The organism is Methylomarinovum caldicuralii (assembly GCF_033126985.1).
GTDB lineage: Bacteria > Pseudomonadota > Gammaproteobacteria > Methylococcales > Methylothermaceae > Methylohalobius > Methylohalobius caldicuralii.
Window position 1 is genome coordinate 649,785 of the sequence record NZ_AP024714.1, and the last position, 16,991, is coordinate 666,775.

Sequence of the window (16,991 nt, forward strand, 5' to 3'; positions counted from 1 at the left end):
AATTTCCTGCCTCCTGGCGCCACCGACAGACTTTGTCGAATCATCCGTGTGGGCCCTAAACCGAGACGCCCGGGCAAAATAGTAAGGAGGTGATCCAGCCGCACCTTCCGGTACGGCTACCTTGTTACGACTTCACCCCAGTCATCGACCACACCGTGGACGGCGCCCTCCCCGAAGGGTTAGGCTACCGGCTTCTGGTGCAGCCGACTCCCATGGTGTGACGGGCGGTGTGTACAAGGCCCGGGAACGTATTCACCGCGGCATTGCTGATCCGCGATTACTAGCGATTCCAGCTTCATGCAGTCGAGTTGCAGACTGCAATCCGGACTACGACCGGCTTTCTGGGATTCGCTCCGGGTCGCCCCTTCGCAGCCCTCTGTACCGGCCATTGTAGCACGTGTGTAGCCCTGCCCATAAGGGCCATGATGACTTGACGTCATCCCCGCCTTCCTCCGGCTTATCGCCGGCAGTCTCCTTAGAGTGCCCGGCCGAACCGCTGGCAACTAAGGACAGGGGTTGCGCTCGTTACGGGACTTAACCCAACATCTCACGACACGAGCTGACGACAGCCATGCAGCACCTGTCACCCGGTTCCCGAAGGCACCCCCGCCTCTCGGCAGGGTTCCTGGAATGTCAAGGGCAGGTAAGGTTCTTCGCGTTGCATCGAATTAAACCACATGCTCCACCGCTTGTGCGGGCCCCCGTCAATTCATTTGAGTTTTAACCTTGCGGCCGTACTCCCCAGGCGGTCGACTTATCGCGTTAGCTGCGCCACTAAGCCCCAATCGGGCCCAACGGCTAGTCGACATCGTTTAGGGCGTGGACTACCAGGGTATCTAATCCTGTTTGCTCCCCACGCTTTCGTCCCTCAGCGTCAGTCTTGGTCCAGGTGGCCGCCTTCGCCACTGGTGTTCCTCCCGATATCTACGCATTTCACCGCTACACCGGGAATTCCACCACCCTCTACCAGACTCTAGCCTGCCAGTATCCAATGCAATTCCCAGGTTAAGCCCGGGGCTTTCACATCAGACTGAGCAGGCCGCCTACGGACGCTTTACGCCCAGTAATTCCGATTAACGCTAGCACCCTCCGTATTACCGCGGCTGCTGGCACGGAGTTAGCCGGTGCTTCTTCTGCAGGTAACGTCAAACCCTGGGGGTATTGGCCCCAGAGCCCTTCGTCCCTGCCGAAAGAGGTTTACAACCCGCAGGCCTTCTTCCCTCACGCGGCATGGCTGGATCAGGCTTTCGCCCATTGTCCAAGATTCCCCACTGCTGCCTCCCGTAGGAGTCTGGGCCGTGTCTCAGTCCCAGTGTGGCTGGCCACCCTCTCAGGCCAGCTACCCGTCGTCGCCTTGGTGAGCCGTTACCTCACCAACTAGCTGATAGGACGCGGGCCCATCCCTCGGCGCGAGGCCTCCGAAGAGGTCCCCCGCTTTCCTCCGTAGAGCGTATGCGGTATTAGCCCGGGTTTCCCCGGGTTATCCCCCACCGAGGGGTAGGTTCCCACGCGTTACTCACCCGTTCGCCGCTCGTCAGCACCCCGAAGGGCCTGTTACCGCTCGACTTGCATGTGTTAGGCCTGCCGCCAGCGTTCAATCTGAGCCATGATCAAACTCTTCATCCAAAGCAGAAAAATTTCTCTTCCGCCCGGACGACCCGATCAAGGACCCACACGGATGATTCGATCTGTTTTTTAAAGAACTGCCCGCCGAAGCGAGAAGAAGAATTCTATCACACCCCCTCCCTGTGTCAACACCCGGACCCAAATTCCTGCTCCGGGACGCCCCTCCCTGTGGCGCAACAGCTGAGACTCCCACCCAGCCAACAAGTTCCCTTCCCTGAAAAACAGCTCCCGGACCTCCCGCCGAAAGAGCAAAACATCTTACATCCCTGTAAATGAAACGTCAAGCGTTTTTGCGCTTTCTGAGGCTCCTTGCCTCGTTCCTTCAGGAACACAGTCCTGAGAGACGGAGCATTTTATGGATTCGTTTTCTTCTCGTCAAGTGCCTGCGGCCTCTTTTTGCCGCCGGCCTCCACTTGGGCCTCCAGAAGACGCTCGATCCGCTCCAGCCTGCGTTCCAGTTGTTCGATGTGGAGATGAATCGCGGCCTCGTCGATTTCCAGACGCTGGACCTCGCGCTCAACCTCCCCCAGATTTTCCCCGACCCGGCCGATCAGAGCGGCGGAGATCTGTGCCGTCAACAGCGCGAACAGGCCGATACCCAGCAGAATGATGAAAATGGCGAGTATCCGCCCCCAGGTGGAGACAGGGACGTAATCGCCGTAACCGACGGTGCTGACGGTGACCCAGGCCCACCAAATGCCATCGAAAGGCGTCTCGAAGGCCGGATCAATGGCGGACATAACGACCCCGGAGACGACGATGATGACACTGGCGGCGATCAATGTGGCACCCAGGGTGTTGCGCCGCAGCACCTGGAAGATCACCTTGAGCAGGCGGAGCAGCAAATCCACCAGCACCACCAGGCGCAGCAGGCGCAGGCTGGCGGGCAGGGCGGAAATTTTCCACAGGGGTGGGAAGATGACGATGATGATGAAAAGATTGAGCCAGTTCTCCCGCAGATAGCGTTTCGGATCGCGCACGTTCAGGCTGATTAGCACCGCCTCGAGGACGAACAGCCCCCAGATGATCCAGTCGAACCCGTAAGCCAGACGGGGATCGAGACGGCCCTTGAATTCGAAGTACCAGCGAAACGGGATGAGGACGGCCAGGGCCAGCATCGGCCATTCGAACCATCGCCCCAGCCTCTTGGCCCGGACCGTCTCGTAGGGGGAAACGCCAGCGACACCAAGGCCGCGTTTCCAGCGCTCGTCGTTCATTGCCTTTCGGGAACACCCAGCCTCTGCGCCTTGCCCATCGCCTGGCGGGTGAACCAGCGTTTGGCCAGGGGCAAGTGATCGAGCGCGACCAAGCCGAGATTGCGCGCCAGTGCCAACGGCGGGGCAGGGGAGGTGAACCACTCGATCAGCCGGTCGCTGAAACCGATGACGCGGTCGTGATCGCGGGCCCGGGCATGGGCATAGCGCTCTAGTAATATCAAGGCACCGGGATCGCCACCCTGGCGCACGTGGCGGCGGAGCAATCCGGCGAGGGTCATGACATCGCGCAGCCCCAGGTTGAAGCCCTGCCCTGCGACCGGGTGCAGCTGATGGGCGGCATTCCCGACCACCGCCACCCGCTCACCGAACAGGCGCCTGGCCCGGATCAGGCGCAGAGGAAATCCCCGCACCGGGGCGACCACGCGCAGACGTCCCAGACGCCAGCCGAAAGCCTGTTGCAGGCGGGCCTCGAAAGCCGGCGCTTCCAGGGCCATGATCTCCCGTGCGGCCCGGCGATCGTGGGTCCAGATCAAGGCAGCGCGGCGGTGGCCCAGGGGCAGCAGGGCCAGCGGCCCCGATGCGGTAAAGCGTTCGTAGGCGGTTCCCTCGTGGGGGCGTTCCGCTTCTACCGTAGTGACGACGGCGACCTGACCGTAATCCCGCTCCTGCTGGCCGATTCCGGCCCACTGGCGTACTTTCGATTGCCCGCCGTCGGCGGCGACCACCAGGCGGGTCCGGCAGGAAAGCGGCCCCGTATCCCGAGCCAGGGTCAATTCAACCCGGTTGCCTTGCCAGGTCATGCCCTGCACTTCGGCCGGGCAAATGACCTCCACCCCTTGGCTGGAACAGGCCTCGGCCACCGCCTTTTCCAGCTCCCGGGCCGGCATGACGTAGCCGAAGGCCGGCACGTCCAGGTCCGCCGCCTCCAGCCGGGTCTTGCCGAAATGGCCGCGGTCGGAAACGTGGATCCGGCGGATGGCGGTGGCTTTGTCTGCGGCCCGGGGCCAGACGTTCAGTTCCTGGAAGATCTCCACCGATCCCAACGCCAGCGCCAGGGCCCGGTCCCCGGCGGGGGAATTCCATTTCGCCTCCGGGGTCTGGCTTTCCACCAGCACCACCTTCAATCCCGTCGGCTGCAGCGCCAGGGCCAGGCTGGCGCCGGCCAGCCCGCCGCCGACGATGACGACGTCGTATTCCTCAGTCACGGGCCGCCTCCATCACCGCTTCGATGGCTTCCACCGTTTTCGGCACCGCCGCGGTCAGCACCTCGCAGCCGTCCTCGGTCACCAGCACGTCGTCCTCGATGCGGATGCCGATGCCGCGCCAGCGTTTGTTGACCTGCTTGCAATCCCTGCTTATATATAGGCCCGGCTCCACGGTCAGCACCATGCCCGGCTGCAGTTCGCACCATGCGTCCCCGACCTTGTAGTGGCCGACATCGTGCACGTCCATGCCGAGCCAGTGGCCGGTGCGGTGCATGTAGAAGTCCTTGTAGGCTTCCTTCTTGATCAGCCGCGAGGGGCGACCTTCGAGCAGGCCCAGCTTCACCAGCCCTTTGGTGAGCACTTTCACCGCCGCCTCGTGGGGCTCGTTCCAATGGTTGCCGGGCCGGACCTTGTCGATCGCCGCCAGCTGGGCCTCGAGCACCAGTTCGTAGATGGCCCGCTGGGGGGAACTGAAGCGGCCGTTGACCGGGAAGGTGCGGGTGATGTCAGCGGCGTAACAGTCGTATTCGGCACCGGCGTCGATGAGGAGCAGATCGCCGTCGCGCAGCTGGGCATCGTTGTCGGTGTAATGGAGGATGCAGGCGTTGTCGCCGCCGGCGACGATGCTGGGATAGGCCGGCGAGCGGGCACCGCCGCGCATGAACTCATGCACCAGTTCCGCCTCGATCTGATACTCGTACAGACCCGGCCGGCAGACCTGCATGGCCCGGACATGGGCCCGGGCCGAGATTTCCATTGCCCGTCGCAACGCCGCGATCTCTTCCGCCCCTTTGACGAGGCGCATCTCGTGCAGGTCGCGGTCGGGATCGACGATCTCCTCCGGCGCCCGCACCCCCTTGCGCACCTGGGCCTTGACCGCCTGGAGCCAGCCCGCCAGCTTGCGATCGAAACCGGCATCCCGCCCCAGGGCATAATGGAGCCGGGTACGGTTGGCCAACAGCTCGGGCATCACCTCGTCAAGCTGGTCGATGGCGAAGGACTGATCGGCGCCGTATTGCTTGCGCGCCCCCTTGAGGCCGGCGTGGCGCCCCTCCCAGATAGCCTTGTGCGGATCGTACTCACGACAGAACAGCACGTACTGCCCCTTCTTGCGGCCGGGCAGAAACACCGCCACCGCATCAGGTTCGGGGAAACCGGTCAGATAGTAGAAATCGCTGTCCTGGCGGTAGGGGTAGTCCACGTCGCGGCTGCGGGGCCGGTCCGGGGCGGCGGCGAACACGGCGACCTCGTCGTCTCCCAGCCGCGCCAGATAAGCAGCCCGGCGGCGGGCGAACACCTCAGGATTCATTCCCGGCCTCCCGCTCGTCCTCCAGCAGACCCTCGGCAAAGATGAGCTGGGTGCCGACGCGCAGGTATTCCACCAGCTCGGCGAAGGCCCGCTCGTCCTCCTCGCCTTCCGCGTCCGGATTCAGCTGGGCGATGGCCTGAAAGTCGCGTAGGATCTCCTGGATCTGCGCCGGCCACGACTGCCGCCCGCTGAGCCCCAGGCCGTAGAGGAACCCCTGACACCACTGTGCCAGCGCCTGCGCCCGGTCCGGCAGCGGGGTTTCATCATCGGGAAGCAGGGGCTGGAACCCCAGACTGTCGTCCTCCAGCGCTTTGCGGGTGGCCGCAAACAGGGGCCGCAGCCGCCCGGCCACGCCGGCCTCGACGGCCGGTTCGTCGTCCAGGGCGGCAATGGCCCGGTCCGCCGGGACGTTCACGTCGCCGCAGAGCAAGCCGCTCCAAAGGCCGTGGGCTTCGGCCGCGGAACACGGGCGGCCGGCGGCCGCCAGGGCGGCGTCGAATTCGGTATAGGCATCGGCTTTGGTCATCGTCTCCACTCAATCGTTGCGATGTCTTATGCTAGCATTAGTTTTTGATCGCTTGAAACCAGCCCGCCCGTGACATCGGTACCCGACCCGGAACAGGAATTGGCCCGTCTGGCCGAACAGCTCGACCAGCTGGCCACGCTGTGTCAGCAGCTACGGGCGGAGAACCGCGCCCTGCGGGACGAACGCGACCGGCTGCTGGCCGAACGCGAACACTTCAACCAGCGCACCCAGGCGGCGCGGCAGCGGGTCGAGGCCATGCTGGAACGGCTGCAGACTTTGAGCCGGACATGAGTGGCGAAGATCTGATCAGCGTCAGAATCCTCGGCCGGGAATACCGCCTCCGCTGCGCCCCGGACGAGCGCGATGCCCTGCTTGCCGCCGCCGCCCGCCTCGACCGGGAAATGCGGCAGATCCAGAGCCGCTCCCAACTCATCGGCAACGAACGGGTGCTGCTGCTGGCCGCCCTCAACATCGCCCACGAGCTGGTGCTGCTGCAGCGTGCAAACGACGATCTGCGCCGCCGGCTGACGCAGCAGGCCCAGGATCTGAACCGGATCGTCACCCGGATTTTGCAGGAAGAAGACGCATCCTGACTTCCGTTCCGCCATCTTGGTGTACAATTAAACCAGTATCCCCTGCAGCGTGCGAAACGTCCCGGGGTTACCTCTTGAGCCTAATTCCAAACCCTGGGAGCGGGTGCCTGGCGCTGGTGTGCACGTCCGCCATGTGCGGGAAGCCTGATTCGCCACCGAAGCTCCCACTTGAACCGACCGGTTCAAGAGCAAAGGGACGTTACGGCGCCGGCGGGGGATACATTCCTTATCTATCGGCGCTTTCATGAGCCCATCCACCTGCCGCTACTGGCTGCTGAAATCCGAACCGGCCACCTTCGGTATCGACGACCTGGCCGCCTGCCCGGACCAGACCACCCATTGGGACGGGGTTCGCAATTACCAAGCCCGCAATTTCCTCCGCGACCGGATGCAGGTGGGCGATCAGGCCTTCATCTATCACTCCAACTGCAAGGAGCCGGGCATCGTCGGCACCGTGGAAATTGTCCGCGCCAGCTACCCTGATCATACCGCCTTCGACCCGGACAGCCCCTATTACGATCCCAAAAGCACGCCGGAAAATCCGCGCTGGTTCATGGTGGACGTGCGCCTGACGGAACGTTTCCCCCGCACCCTCACGCTGGCGGAGATCAAACGCCACAGCGACCGCCTGGAGGGACTGGCGCTGCTCCGCCGCGGCAATCGCCTTTCGGTGATGCCGGTGGCGCCGGAGCATTGGCGGTTTCTGCTGGAACTGGCCCGCCGCTAACCTCCGTTGCCAAGCGGCGGCCACGGCCGCTATCATCGTCGGCTCCGAATTCCGAAACCACCCAAGGAGAAGTCCATGAGCTCTGCCGACGACCTCAAACGCAAAGCCGCCGAAGCCGCCCTCGAATACGTGCGCGGCATTCCCATCCTCGGCATCGGCACCGGTTCCACCGTCAACCATTTCATCGATCTGCTCGCCGATTTCAGGCACCAGATCGAGGGCGCTGTCTCCAGTTCCGAGGCCAGCACCGAACGCCTGAAGAAGCTGGGCATCCCGGTTCTCGACCTCAATGCGGTCGGCGACCTGGAGGTCTACGTGGACGGGGCCGACGAAATCAATCCCCATCTGCAGCTGATCAAGGGCGGCGGCGGCGCCCTGACCCGGGAGAAGATCATCGCCGCCGCCAGCCGCAAGTTCGTCTGTATCGCCGACGAGGGCAAGTATGTGGACGTGCTTGGCCGCTTCCCGCTGCCCATCGAAGTGATCCCGATGGCCCGCAGCTACGTCTCCCGGCAGATGGTCAAACTCGGCGGCCAGCCGCAGTGGCGCGAAGGCTTCATCACCGACAACGGCGGCCAGATCATCGACGTCCACAACCTGGAGATCCTCAAACCCATCGAGATGGAACAAACCATCAACAACATTCCCGGCGTGGTCACCGTGGGCATCTTCGCCCTGCGGCCGGCGGACGTGGTCCTGCTTGGCACCCCGGATGGCGTCAAGACCCTGAACCGTTAGACCTTCTCCCGCCAACCCCCATCAAAAAGCCCGCTACGCGGGCTTTTTGCGTTTCAGGGGGAGACGGCCTCGCGCGCAGGTTCCGGCAATGGTAGCAAGGGCGCCCCCGGATTGACGCCCTCCAGGGTCTGCCCGCGCAGTTCCAGCTCCCGCATCGTCTTGGCGATCAGCTCCTGACGCAGCCTGTCGAACGCTTCCTTGAGGGAACGCTCCATCACCACTACATTGCCCATGGAGACGATGATGCGGGTCAGCTGCGGAATGCGGGTCTCGCCGGCGGCGATCAGATAGACCGGTTGCACGTACAGCACCGAGTGTCCCACCGGCAGGACGATGATGCGGCCGCGCTTGACCTCCGAGCCCTGCTGGTTCCACAGGGTGAAGGCGGCGGAGATTTCCGGATCCTGGTCGATGAGGGCGTCGATCTGGGCCGGGCCGTCCACCTGTACTTCCTTCTTGAACTGGTAGACCACCAGCTCCGGCACGTAGGGTCCTTCGGTCAGGTCGCGGACCCCGGCGATCGCCAGTGCCCGCAGGTTGTCGCGGCCGATCGGGGTCAGGGGGCTGATCTGCACGAAGGGCTGCAGCTGGGGGTGGGATTTCTCCACCAGCTGGACCGTCAGGTAGTAGGGCAGTTTGGGCACGTCCTTGACCTTGGCGAAGTCCCAGGTGTCGGCCTGCTGGAAGAACAGCTCCGGCTCCCGCTGGTGGTACTTGGCGTAGATCTGCATCTGGATGCGGAAGAAGTCACGCGGATAGCGCAACTGGGTCTGGATCACGTGGGGCATGGCGCCGATGGGCTTGAACACCCCCGGAAAGGCACGGGCATAGGCGCGGATGATGGGATCTTCCGGATCGGCGACGTAGAAATCCACGTGGCCGTCGTAGGCGTCGATGACGATCTTGACCGAATTGCGGATGTAGTTGATCTCCCGCTCCCGCCCCTCCAGGGTGGTGGGCTTGGAGATCGGATACCAGTCGGAGGTGGTGTAGGCATCGATGAGCCAGTAGAGCCGGTCGTCGGTGACGATCACGTAAGGATCGCTGTCGATCATCAGGTAGGGCGTCAGCTCGCGAATCCGTTCGATGATGTTCCGGCGGATGCGCAGGCGGCTCTCCTCACCAATGTTGATGGAGAAGAAGATCTTGGGGTCCTGGAAATAGACCGCGGCGATCAGCTTGCGGAACAGGGATTTGATCTCGACCCCGCCGCCACCTTGGTATTGCTGCGGTGTTACCTTCGTTCCCGGCAGCTCGGCGACTTCCAGCTTGTTGGGCACGATGGCGTAGGTCAGGTTCTCCTGGCCGTAATAGATGTCGGGAGTGTCGATCTTGAAACCGACCGGCGAATACAGGGTCAGGTCGCGGATGTACCATTCCATCGGCCGGTCGCCTTCCTGGGCCGCCGGCGTCATCACCACGCCGTAGCCGTGGGTGTAGCGCAGGTGGATATTCTCCCAGTTTTCCACCACCGAGGCCGGCAGCTTGCTCAGGTTCAGCTCGCGGGCCGCCAGGTTGACCTGCTGCACCCGGCCGTGAATGGTGTAGCGGGCCACGTCCACCGGCGAGAAGCGGTAGTACGGCCGCAGCCCCTGGAGCTGCTGATAGACGTCATAGAGAAAGTTCTCGTCCCAGACCGGAATGTTGTTGATGTAGTCGGCCACATCTTCGCCGATGTCCGTTTCCGGCCGCTGACTGACCTCGAAGTTCACCGCCGTGGCCCCGTCCAGGCGGTAGGCCGCCAGGGTCGCTTCGATGTTGTTCTTCATGAAGCGGCCTTCGGTGGTTACCGGATTGGCCTTGACGATGTACTGATTCAACATCTCTGGAATCAGCGTGACATGGCGCAGTCCTGCCGCGACCAGGAACACCACCGCGCCGGTGATGCCGATGACCAGATAGAGGCTCCGGCGCAGATTGGCGTAGAAGATGAAGGCCACCGCTGCGATCAGAAAGGCGAGCAGCGCCAGCCAGATCAGCGGCAGATGATAGTAAACCTCGACGAAACCGGGGCCGTAGAAGGTCGGCTCGTGATCGTCCACGTAAAGGAGGGCGAAACGCTGCAGCATCAGCCCCCAGGCAAGCACCAGCGCCGACAGAAAGGCGAGAATCGACAGATGGATGCGCACGCCTTCGGGAAATTCCTGGCGCTCGACCGGAATCACCCGGTTCTCGAGCCAGTAAAGGAAGCCCACCCCCACGAACAGAATCAGGAAGGTGGCCAGAAGCCCCCGCTGCAGCATCAAAAAGATCGGCAGGCGGAACAGATAGAAGGAGACGTCGTTGCCGTAAAGCGGATCGTCCACCCCGGCCCCGGGGCCGAAGAAGAACAACAGCCCGGCTTCCCACTGCTGGTAGAAGGGGATCGCCAGAATGATCCCCATCACCAGCGACAGGGGCGTATAGACCTCCATCGCCCCGGTCTGGAATTTGTGGATCCAGCCTTTGGAAACCCGGCCGCGGGCGCTGCGCCCCAGATAGCGGGAGGCGATCCAGAAGTTGGCGAAGAAGAGAATGAAGAAAAACAGCGTCACCCCGCCCGCGAGAATGTAGCGGTACAGGAGGCGCAGCCAGAAATAGCCGCCGAAGTTGAGGGACAGATACCACCACAGATCGATGAGAAAGTGGCTGAAAAGAATCCCCAGCACCAACAGCAGCAGCGCCAGGAACAAAAGACCGCCGAAGGCGACGATCAACCCTCTCTTCCAGTTACCCATTCCCATAGATAGCCGCCCCTGTTGTCCTACGGCAAACGTTCAAAAAGGAATTAAGGGTAATACGTCAAGGAAACGGAAACAAGGAGAAAGACGGCGGCAGAAGGGCAGGAGAGGGGCGGGGGGGAGAACCCGCCCCGGATAATGACAATTCCGGTCGGAAGGTCAGCCGGTCAGTGGACTTGACCGTGACGCTTTTCTTCCTCGGTGGCGTCGCGCACGTCGGCGATGTCCACGGAGAAGTGCAGGGTTTCACCGGCCAGGGGATGATTGCCGTCGACGATGACTTCGTCGCCCTCGACTTTCACCACGGTGAGGATCTGCATACCCGCCGGCGTCTGGGCCTGGAACTGCATGCCCGGCTTGATTTCGTCCACCCCTTCGAAGGCGCTGCGCGGCACCGCCTGAACCAGGGCGTCGTTCCGCTCCCCATACGCTTCTTCCGGAGCGATGCTGACATCCACGTGTTCGCCGACGTCCTTGCCTTCGAGCGCTTTCTCCAGCCCGGGAATGATGTTGCCGACACCGTGGAGATAGGTCAGCGGCTCGCGGCCTTCGGAGCTGTCGATCACCTCACCGGCATCGTTTTTCAGCGTATAGTGGATGGAAACGACTTTGTTTTCAGAAACTTGCATGAAACGAACCTTATATTGCACAATGGAAACTAACCTCCCATCATACTCCGATGGGAAAAAAAACCAAGTTTTTTGTCATTTCCTCAGGGCAATCGCATGAACGCTACGTCCATCCAAGCAACTGAGCCCGATAGTGGTCACTGGAGGCGGCCAGGAGCCGCCTTGCCTTGATGCCCCCGCGGCGTTTGGTGGGGTCGAGGCGAAAGAGATTGAGCACCATCTGTTTGAGCAGCGCCAGGTTATGAGCCGCATGTCGGGTTCGAAGGCGCACCTGATCATCGTTGAATACGACATCCATACACCAGTGAAGCGGGTTCTCCACCGCCCAATGCTGGCGCACCGCCGAGGCCAGCCGTTCGGCATCGGCCGGCAGGCTGCTGATGTAGAAACGCCGTTCCCGGGTGGTTTTGCCGGCGACGGTGCGTTCGGACTCGACCACGGCAAAGCAGGCCAGATCCGGCCAGCGCTGGGGCCGGTCCAGGCTGTCGAGCTGGTCGAACACATAGCAGCGGCGCACTTCCAGGCGACCATGCGCCTTGTCGACCGTCTCGCATTGCTGATGCGGGGTTTTGGCGCGTCCTGAAAGGCCTGGAAGAAATCCCGGATCGATTCGGCCAGACCTTGCTGGTTGTCCTTGACCGCCAGTACATAGTCGGCCCCCCGGTCACGGATGGCCTTGGCAATCTTGGGATCGGTCCCCATGGCATCGAGGGTCACCACGCATCCTTTCAAGGCCAGGGTCTCCAGCAGGGCGGGAATGGCCGTCTTCTCGTTGGATTTGTCGGCCACCGCCTCTTGACCGACCACCAACCGGTACTGAGCCGCAAAGGCACTGACCAGATGCAGGGGATCCTGCCCCTTGGACCGGCTACGCCGACTGGTCTTGCCGTCGATGGCGATCACCTGACCTTCCAATGCCGGAACCACGCTCACCGCCCAGCGCTGGAAGGCCGATCCGAACGCTTCCGGATCGATCATCGCCAAAATCCGCCCCAGGGTGTCATGGGACGGAATCCCATGCGGCAAGGGCACATATCGACGCAGCCAATCCAGCTTCTCTTTGCCCCAAAGTTCAATCTCCACCAACGTATCGGCACCGCAGATCACCGCACACACCACAACCACCAGCACTTCCACCAGATCGTAGGTTACCTTCGATGATTGTCGCGGGTCCGGAATCGATACGAACACCTCGCTCAGCGCCAGGGGCTTTTCCAGCATCTGTGCCTCCCACAAAAAGCATGCTCCTCAGAGAAGAAGTCTCTAATCTGCAAGTAATCTGCTGCAAGTCATCGAATCTTAAACCATCGTCTTCGTGGGGTATATTCATGCGATTGCCCTGGTCATTTCCTTCGTTTGACATCGCCCCCACGGCCCACGATAATAGGGTTTTTCCTGAATCAACGGCAATCATAGGGGAGCGACTTGGCTAACATCGCATCTGCAAAAAAGCGCGCGCGCCAGAACCTGAAGCGCTACGCGCTCAACAAATCCCATCGCAGCCGCATGCGCACCTTCATCAAGAAGGCCATCAAGGCGGTCGAGGCCGGTGATCTGGCGACGGCCCAGGAAGCCTATCGCAAGGCGGTGCCGGTCATTGATTCGATGGTCAACAAGGGCATCATCCACAAGAACAACGCCGCCCGTAAGAAAAGCCGCCTCAACGCCCGCCTGAAGGCGCTGGCACAGCAGGCTTCCGCCTAAGGCCGAACCGGCAGAAATTTCAACCACCGCAGCGTCAGGCGCTGCGGTGGTTTCGTATTGCCTAGAGCAGCACCAGATTATCGCGGTGGATGAGCTCCGGCTCGTCCACGTAACCGAGCACCTCGGCGATATGCCGGCTGGAGCACCCCTGGATCCGGCGCACCTCCTCGGCGGCATAATTGACCAACCCGCGGGCGATCTCCCGCCCCTCCGGATCGAGACAGGCCACTACGTCACCGCGGCGGAAATCCCCTTCCAGCCGTTTCACCCCGACCGGCAGCAGGCTTTTTCCCTGCGTCTGCAGCGCCGTCACCGCACCGGCGTCCAGCCACAATTTTCCCTTAAGCTGACGCTGTCCCACCAGCCAGCGCTTGCGGGCATCGAGCGGTTCGCAGTCGGGGATCAAAAAGGTGCCCAACGGCTCCCCGGCCAGGAGCCGCTGCAGCACGTTCGGGGTCTTGCCGTCGGCGATCACCGTCGCCGTACCGGAGCGCGCCGCCAGGCGGGCGGCGCGGATCTTGGTGATCATCCCGCCGCGCCCCAGGCCGCTGCGGCTTTCCCCAGCCGCTTGGTCGAGCACCGGATCGTTGACCGAAGCCTCCGCGATCAGGCGGGCCTCCGGATCATCGCGGGGATCGCGGTCGAACAGCCCCGGCTGGTCGGTGAGAATCACCAGCAGCTCGGCCTCGATCAGATTGGCCACCAGGGCCGCCAGGGTGTCGTTGTCACCGAAGCGGATCTCGTCGATGACCACGGTGTCATTCTCGTTGACGATGGGCACCACGCCGTATTCCAGCAGCGTGGCAAGGGTGCTGCGGGCGTTGAGGTAACGCTGACGGTGGCCGAGATCCTCGTGGGTCAGCAGGATCTGGGCACTGCGGCGGCCGTGGCGTTGGAACTGGGATTCGTAGGCCTGCACCAGTCCCGCCTGGCCCACGGCGGCGGCGGCCTGGAGCAGGTTGAGCTGCTGCGGCCGGCGGCGCCAGCCCAGTCGCGCCATCCCCTCGGCCACCGCCCCGGAGGACACCAGCAGGGTCTGACGACCCTCGTCCCAGAGCGCGGCGATCTGGTCGGCCCAGTGGGTCAGGGCGGCGTGATCGAGCCCCTGGCCGCCGGCGGTCAGCAGCGAGCTGCCGATCTTGACGATGATCTTATTGGCCCGATGAAGCGCTTTGCGGCTGCGCATCGGCCTCTCCGAGAAAGTTCATCACCGCCTGCACCAGCTCGCGGGTGCCGCGGCCGTCGACCGCGGAAATCGCGCACACCGGCCCTTCCCAAGCCAGCGACTCGACCAGGGCGCGGCGGCGGGATTCGACCTCGTCGGCCGGCACCAGGTCGATCTTGTTGAGCACCAGCCAACGGGGCTTGTGCGCCAGTGCGTCGCTCCAGCACCGGATTTCGGTTTCGATCTGGCGCACGTCCTCGGCAGGGTCGTGGCCGTCGAAGGGGGCGATGTCCACCACGTGGAGCAACAGCCGGGTCCGGCCCAGATGCCTGAGGAACTGGATCCCCAGACCCGCGCCTTCAGCCGCCCCCTCGATGACGCCGGGGATGTCGGCGACCACGAAATGCCGCAGCGCATCCACCTTCACCACCCCCAGATTGGGATGGAGGGTGGTGAAGGGATAGTCGGCCACCTTGGGGCGGGCCGAGGAAATCCGGCGGATCAGGCTGGACTTGCCGGCATTGGGCAGCCCCAGCAGGCCGACATCGGCGAGCAGTTTCAGCTCCAGCTTCAGGCGCCGCTGCTCCCCCGGCGTTCCCGGGGTGGACTGGCGCGGGGTGCGGTTGGTGCTGCTTTTGAAATGGACGTTGCCGAGCCCGCGGCGGCCGCCCCTGGCCACCAACAGGGTTTGACCGGCCGCGGTGAGATCGCCGATAAGCTCGCCGGTGTCGGCGTCGTACACCAGGGTCCCCACCGGCACCGGAATGCGGCAGTCCTCGCCGCGCTTGCCGGTCATCTGCCGTCCCATGCCGTTCTCACCCCGGCCGGCCCGGAACAGACGCTGGTGGCGGAAATCGACCAGGGTGTTGATGCTGTCGCTGGCGACCAGGTACACGTCCCCGCCATCCCCGCCGTCGCCGCCGTCGGGGCCGCCTTTGGGGATGTACTTCTCGCGCCGGAAGCTGACGCAGCCGTTGCCGCCGTCGCCCGCTTCGACCTTGATTTCCGCTTCGTCGACAAATTTCATGGGTTCATCAAATAAAAAAGCCCCGTCGATGACAGGGCCTTGGGATTCGCTTGGGGGTGGCGCCGTCAGGCAGGCATGACGCTGACGAACTTGCGCTTCTTCGGCCCTTTGACCTGAAAGACCACTTTACCATCGGTCAGCGCGAACAGGGTGTAATCCTTGCCCAGGCCGACGTTCTCGCCCGGGTGGAAATGGGTGCCGCGCTGGCGCACGATGATGTTGCCTGCTTTGACCTGCTGGCCGCCGAAACGTTTCACGCCGAGGCGCTTGGAAATCGAATCGCGGCCGTTGCGGCTGCTGCCGCCCGCTTTCTTGTGAGCCATGGTTGCCTCCGCTGAAAATCAGGAAATGTCGGTGATCTCGACTTCGGTATAATACTGCCGATGACCCTGGCGCTTCATGTGGTGCTTGCGCCGCTTGAACTTGAGAATGTTGATCTTCTTGTGGCGACCGTGGGCGATCACCCGGGCGACCACCTTGCGGCCTTCCACGTAAGGTTTGCCGGTTTCGACCCGGTCGTCGGCGCGCACCAGCAGAACCTTGTCGAACGCCACCGTGTCGCCTTCGGCCGCGTTCAGCTTCTCGATCCTGAGCTTGTCGCCGGCGCTGACTTTGTACTGTTTGCCGCCTGTTTTGATTACCGCGTACATGGCTATCTGCTCCCTTGGCAAGCCGTTGCAATCTTCCAACGTAAACTGGGAATTTTATAGCCGTGATTAAATTTGGTCAAGGGTAAAGTCCTGTTGTATTATTCCGGGACTCATCCGACCATCGCAGCACGGTTTTTTCCGCAATGACGGACACGGTTTCCGAGAACACGTCCGCCTCCCCGCAGCAAACTTTCGAGCAGGTCCGTGCCCTGGTCGCCGACCAGGTCGAGGCCGTCGACCGGCTGATTCTGGCGGAGCTCAGTTCCGACGTGGTGCTCATCAATCAGATCGGCCGTTACATCGTCAGCAGCGGCGGCAAGCGTCTGCGGCCGCTGCTGCATCTGCTCGCGGCCAACGCCCTCGGCTACGAAGGGGAGGACCACATCACCCTGGCGGCGGTCATCGAGTTCATCCACACCGCCACCCTGCTGCACGACGACGTGGTGGACGAATCCGAGCTGCGCCGCGGCCGCGACACCGCCAACGCGGTGTGGGGCAACGCCGCCAGCGTGCTGGTAGGCGACTATCTCTATTCCAGCGCCTTTGAAATGATGGTGCGGCTGCAACGGATGCGGGTGATGGAGGTGATGTCGAAGACCACCACCGCCATCGCCGAGGGTGAGGTCCTGCAGCTGCTCAACGTCAACAATTCGGCCACCAGCGAGCAGCGCTATCTGGAGGTGATCTGGCGCAAGACCGCCATTCTGTTCAGCGCCGCCGCCCAGCTGGCCGCGGTCATCGCCGGCAGCGACGCCGCCACCGAGGAGGCCCTGCGCCGCTACGGTATGCATCTGGGCGCGGCGTTCCAGCTCATCGACGACGCCCTCGATTACCGCGCCGATCCGGATAGCCTGGGCAAGAACCTGGGCGACGACCTGGCCGAAGGCAAGCCGACCCTGCCGCTGATCTACGCCATGCAGCAGGCCGGGGCGGACGATGCCGGCCTCATCCGCCGCAGCATCGAGGAAGGGAACCGCGACGCATTCGCCGAGGTCTACAAAATCGTTGAATCCACCGGCGCAATCGCGTACACTGAAATGCGTGCCAGAGACGAGGCGCGCAACGCGATCGCGGCGCTGGCACCCATCGCCGCCTCTCCCTTCAAGGAGGCGATGGTTGCCGTGGCCGAATTTTCGGTGCAACGGTCTTACTGAA

General features: G+C 63.0%; 16 protein-coding genes, 1 rRNA gene, 1 other RNA gene and 1 pseudogene. 7 read left to right on the forward strand and 12 right to left on the reverse strand.

Translation table 11 applies throughout. The features are described 5' to 3' along the window. Positions 1–82: 82 nt before the first annotated feature. From MCIT9_RS03400 to MCIT9_RS03420, 5 genes are all read right to left on the reverse strand, one after another. A 16S ribosomal RNA gene (locus MCIT9_RS03400) occupies positions 83–1,626 on the reverse strand. Between the two features lie 353 nt (positions 1,627–1,979). Then, positions 1,980–2,843 (reverse strand): potassium channel family protein, encoded by an 864-nt coding sequence (locus tag MCIT9_RS03405; RefSeq protein ID WP_317706017.1) that lies wholly within the window; start codon positions 2,841–2,843, stop codon positions 1,980–1,982. Next, positions 2,840–4,048 carry a 2-octaprenyl-6-methoxyphenyl hydroxylase gene (ubiH, locus tag MCIT9_RS03410; protein WP_317706018.1) on the reverse strand — a complete coding sequence of 403 codons (1,209 nt, stop codon included), beginning with the start codon at positions 4,046–4,048 and terminating at the stop codon, positions 2,840–2,842. The genes MCIT9_RS03405 and ubiH overlap by 4 nt, the downstream gene beginning before the upstream one ends. Next, positions 4,041–5,357, reverse strand: coding sequence for a Xaa-Pro aminopeptidase (pepP, locus tag MCIT9_RS03415; RefSeq protein ID WP_317706019.1), 1,317 nt, complete (start codon positions 5,355–5,357; stop codon positions 4,041–4,043). The genes ubiH and pepP overlap by 8 nt, the downstream gene beginning before the upstream one ends. Then, a complete protein-coding gene (locus MCIT9_RS03420; RefSeq protein ID WP_317706020.1) occupies positions 5,347–5,883 on the reverse strand; it encodes a UPF0149 family protein in 537 nt (178 codons plus the stop codon). The genes pepP and MCIT9_RS03420 overlap by 11 nt, the downstream gene beginning before the upstream one ends. A gap of 69 nt (positions 5,884–5,952) precedes the next feature. On the opposite strand from MCIT9_RS03420, the gene MCIT9_RS03425 reads away from it, so the two are divergent. The 5 genes from MCIT9_RS03425 to rpiA all read left to right on the forward strand — a co-directional run bounded on the left by MCIT9_RS03425 (position 5,953) and on the right by rpiA (position 7,941). Continuing rightward, positions 5,953–6,174 (forward strand): hypothetical protein, encoded by a 222-nt coding sequence (locus tag MCIT9_RS03425; RefSeq protein ID WP_317706021.1) that lies wholly within the window; start codon positions 5,953–5,955, stop codon positions 6,172–6,174. Next, on the forward strand, positions 6,171–6,476 hold the full coding sequence (locus tag MCIT9_RS03430; protein WP_317706022.1) for a cell division protein ZapA: 306 nt from the start codon (positions 6,171–6,173) through the stop codon (positions 6,474–6,476). Before MCIT9_RS03425 ends, MCIT9_RS03430 begins: the two co-directional genes overlap by 4 nt. Before the next feature lie 36 nt (positions 6,477–6,512). After that, positions 6,513–6,697: non-coding RNA, 6S RNA (gene ssrS, locus MCIT9_RS03435), on the forward strand. 23 nt (positions 6,698–6,720) lie between these two features. Then, complete coding sequence (locus MCIT9_RS03440; RefSeq protein WP_317706023.1) at positions 6,721–7,203, forward strand: EVE domain-containing protein; 483 nt, start codon at positions 6,721–6,723, stop codon at positions 7,201–7,203. A gap of 75 nt (positions 7,204–7,278) precedes the next feature. Then, entirely contained in the window at positions 7,279–7,941 is a 663-nt protein-coding gene (gene rpiA, locus MCIT9_RS03445) for a ribose-5-phosphate isomerase RpiA (protein ID WP_317706024.1), read from the forward strand. 53 nt (positions 7,942–7,994) lie between these two features. Here the strand turns inward: rpiA and MCIT9_RS03450 are convergent, their stop codons facing one another. From MCIT9_RS03450 to MCIT9_RS03460, 3 genes and pseudogenes are all read right to left on the reverse strand, one after another. Continuing rightward, positions 7,995–10,658 (reverse strand): UPF0182 family protein, encoded by a 2,664-nt coding sequence (locus tag MCIT9_RS03450; RefSeq protein WP_317706025.1) that lies wholly within the window; start codon positions 10,656–10,658, stop codon positions 7,995–7,997. Between the two features lie 170 nt (positions 10,659–10,828). Next, on the reverse strand, positions 10,829–11,290 hold the full coding sequence (locus MCIT9_RS03455) for an FKBP-type peptidyl-prolyl cis-trans isomerase (protein ID WP_317706026.1): 462 nt from the start codon (positions 11,288–11,290) through the stop codon (positions 10,829–10,831). 103 nt (positions 11,291–11,393) lie between these two features. Further along, positions 11,394–12,427: pseudogene (locus MCIT9_RS03460) on the reverse strand (ISAs1 family transposase). 288 nt (positions 12,428–12,715) lie between these two features. Here MCIT9_RS03460 and rpsT point away from each other — a divergent pair. After that, positions 12,716–12,994 carry a 30S ribosomal protein S20 gene (gene rpsT, locus MCIT9_RS03465; protein ID WP_317706027.1) on the forward strand — a complete coding sequence of 93 codons (279 nt, stop codon included), beginning with the start codon at positions 12,716–12,718 and terminating at the stop codon, positions 12,992–12,994. A gap of 61 nt (positions 12,995–13,055) precedes the next feature. Here rpsT and proB read toward each other — a convergent pair whose 3' ends face one another. The 4 genes from proB to rplU form a co-directional block, all read right to left on the reverse strand. Continuing rightward, positions 13,056–14,180: a glutamate 5-kinase gene (proB, locus tag MCIT9_RS03470; protein WP_317706028.1), complete on the reverse strand. Its 1,125-nt coding sequence runs from the start codon at positions 14,178–14,180 to the stop codon at positions 13,056–13,058. Beyond that, entirely contained in the window at positions 14,146–15,186 is a 1,041-nt protein-coding gene (gene cgtA, locus MCIT9_RS03475; protein WP_317706029.1) for an Obg family GTPase CgtA, read from the reverse strand. The genes proB and cgtA overlap by 35 nt, the downstream gene beginning before the upstream one ends. A 65-nt stretch (positions 15,187–15,251) precedes the next feature. Further along, complete coding sequence (gene rpmA / locus MCIT9_RS03480; RefSeq protein WP_286293456.1) at positions 15,252–15,509, reverse strand: 50S ribosomal protein L27; 258 nt, start codon at positions 15,507–15,509, stop codon at positions 15,252–15,254. A gap of 18 nt (positions 15,510–15,527) precedes the next feature. Further along, complete coding sequence (gene rplU / locus MCIT9_RS03485; protein WP_317706030.1) at positions 15,528–15,836, reverse strand: 50S ribosomal protein L21; 309 nt, start codon at positions 15,834–15,836, stop codon at positions 15,528–15,530. Positions 15,837–15,979: 143 nt separating this feature from the next. On the opposite strand from rplU, the gene ispB reads away from it, so the two are divergent. After that, positions 15,980–16,990, forward strand: a complete 1,011-nt coding sequence (ispB, locus tag MCIT9_RS03490; protein WP_317706031.1) for an octaprenyl diphosphate synthase — start codon at positions 15,980–15,982, stop codon at positions 16,988–16,990. The last annotated feature ends 1 nt before the right edge of the window (position 16,991 follow it).